The sequence below is a fragment of the Lactiplantibacillus plajomi genome (assembly GCF_005405405.1).
GTDB lineage: Bacteria > Bacillota > Bacilli > Lactobacillales > Lactobacillaceae > Lactiplantibacillus > Lactiplantibacillus plajomi.
In genome coordinates, this window is record NZ_BJDZ01000061.1 from 1 (window position 1) to 1,702 (window position 1,702).

The window sequence follows — 1,702 nt, forward strand, 5'->3', positions numbered from 1 at the left end:
TGCTATAGTCCCCTTAAGGTTGACAGATGAAAAACTATAATTTCGTCTATCAACTCTAAGGGGATTTTACTATGCCTAGAAGCAAATTCACGGCCGAAGAAAAGCTGACAATTATCAATGGACTATCAGAAACCAATCTAACGAAAAAAGCCTATCTTAAGCTACACAACGTTGACCGAAAAACCTTTGGGTACTGGCAAGAGTTTTATGCACTGGACGGCTTAGAAGGACTTAAGGAGCAAAATCATTGGACTCGATACAGCCCCGAACTCAAACAACAGGCAGTAATGGCTTATCTAAATCAAGAAGGTAGTTTAGAGACTATTCGAACTAGATTCGGCATTAGAACTAAGTCTTCACTGCGAGACTGGATCAAAAAATTTCAGTATAATAGGACCAATAATTCAGTAACGGCAATGCCGTTGAGAAAGCAGGTCCGGATCATGGGGCGTAAAACAACCTTTGAAGAACGCATCGAAATTGTCGAATATGTCACGGTAGGCGGGCATTCCTATTCACAAGCAGCTGAGCACTTTAATGTCTCTTATCAACAAGCACGTTCCTGGGTACTAAAAGCGGAACAAAACGGTTATCCAGCTCTTAAAGACCGCCGTGGACGCACTAAACCGCGCGAAGAAATGACCGAACTGGAACGGTTAAAACTTGAGAACCGGCAACTTAGAACTAAGTTGAAAGAACAGGGGGTCCTCGAAAAGTTCGTAAAAAAATTTCAGGAACTACAGAACAAGGAGTGAATGCCCAACATAAACTAGCTTATCAGGCCATCGAAACCCTCAGTGTCGATCATCACGGCGCGCAAGCTTTTCTCCTACGTGAATTAGGGCTTTCGCGTCAGGCCTTTCATCAGTGGCGTCATCATCAAGTCACGGATTGGGAACAGCAGGAAGAACAACTAAAAGCGAAAATCACTTGGTATTTTGATCAACACCGCCAACGCATCGGTGCCGGCAAAATGACTATTTATCTAAACCATGATGTCGAAATTGACTTTGAGGTACCTTTCAAACGGGTCAAACGGTTAATGAGCGCCCTGCACTTAAAGTGTCAGAGTCGCGTTAAGAAACGTCGGCGCACCAAACAGGCAGAGCAAGAATTACGAGACAATCTTTTAAACCAACAATTTGATCAAGTTACTGAACCTAACCAAGTGTGGTTAGCCGATTCAACTGAAGTTCGTTACGGCGTTAAGGGTGAATATAAGTTGCGGTTTTCCGGCGTCCTCGATTTACATGGCCGTTTTCTTTTAGCGTACAATTTGAGCCCGACTGAGACCAGTGAAGCGATTATTCAAACCTTTGAGCAAGCCTTTCAAAGTGCCGGTGACGTCCATCCCATGGTGCATACAGACCGCGGGGCAGCCTTTACTTCCAAGGCATTTAATCACTTTATGGACCAGCACCAGGTCACTAGGAGTATGTCGCGACCGGGAACACCGTACGACAACGCACCAATGGAACGTTGGTGGAACGAATTTAAGTTGAACTGGTTGGATAGCCAGCCAACGCCCAAAACTCGCCAGGAACTCGTCGAATTAATTGAAACCGGAATTCACTATTTTAATTACATTGACCGTACGATACAAAGAAACGGCTCCACCGCGAAAGAATATCGCGATAAAGCCGCTTAAGTTACGTCCGAGAATTATATTATTTCACCTGTCAACTTGACAGGGACTAGTACA

2 protein-coding genes are annotated in these 1,702 nt (G+C 44.4%); both read left to right on the plus strand.

Features of this window, described 5'->3' with window-relative positions:
* The first annotated feature begins 71 nt into the window (after positions 1–71).
* Entirely contained in the window at positions 72–755 is a 684-nt protein-coding gene (locus FFM82_RS13380) for a helix-turn-helix domain-containing protein (protein ID WP_137646242.1), read from the plus strand.
* Positions 752–1,648 (plus strand): IS3 family transposase, encoded by an 897-nt coding sequence (locus FFM82_RS13385; protein ID WP_137646243.1) that lies wholly within the window; start codon positions 752–754, stop codon positions 1,646–1,648. The genes FFM82_RS13380 and FFM82_RS13385 overlap by 4 nt, the downstream gene beginning before the upstream one ends.
* Positions 1,649–1,702 lie beyond the last annotated feature (54 nt).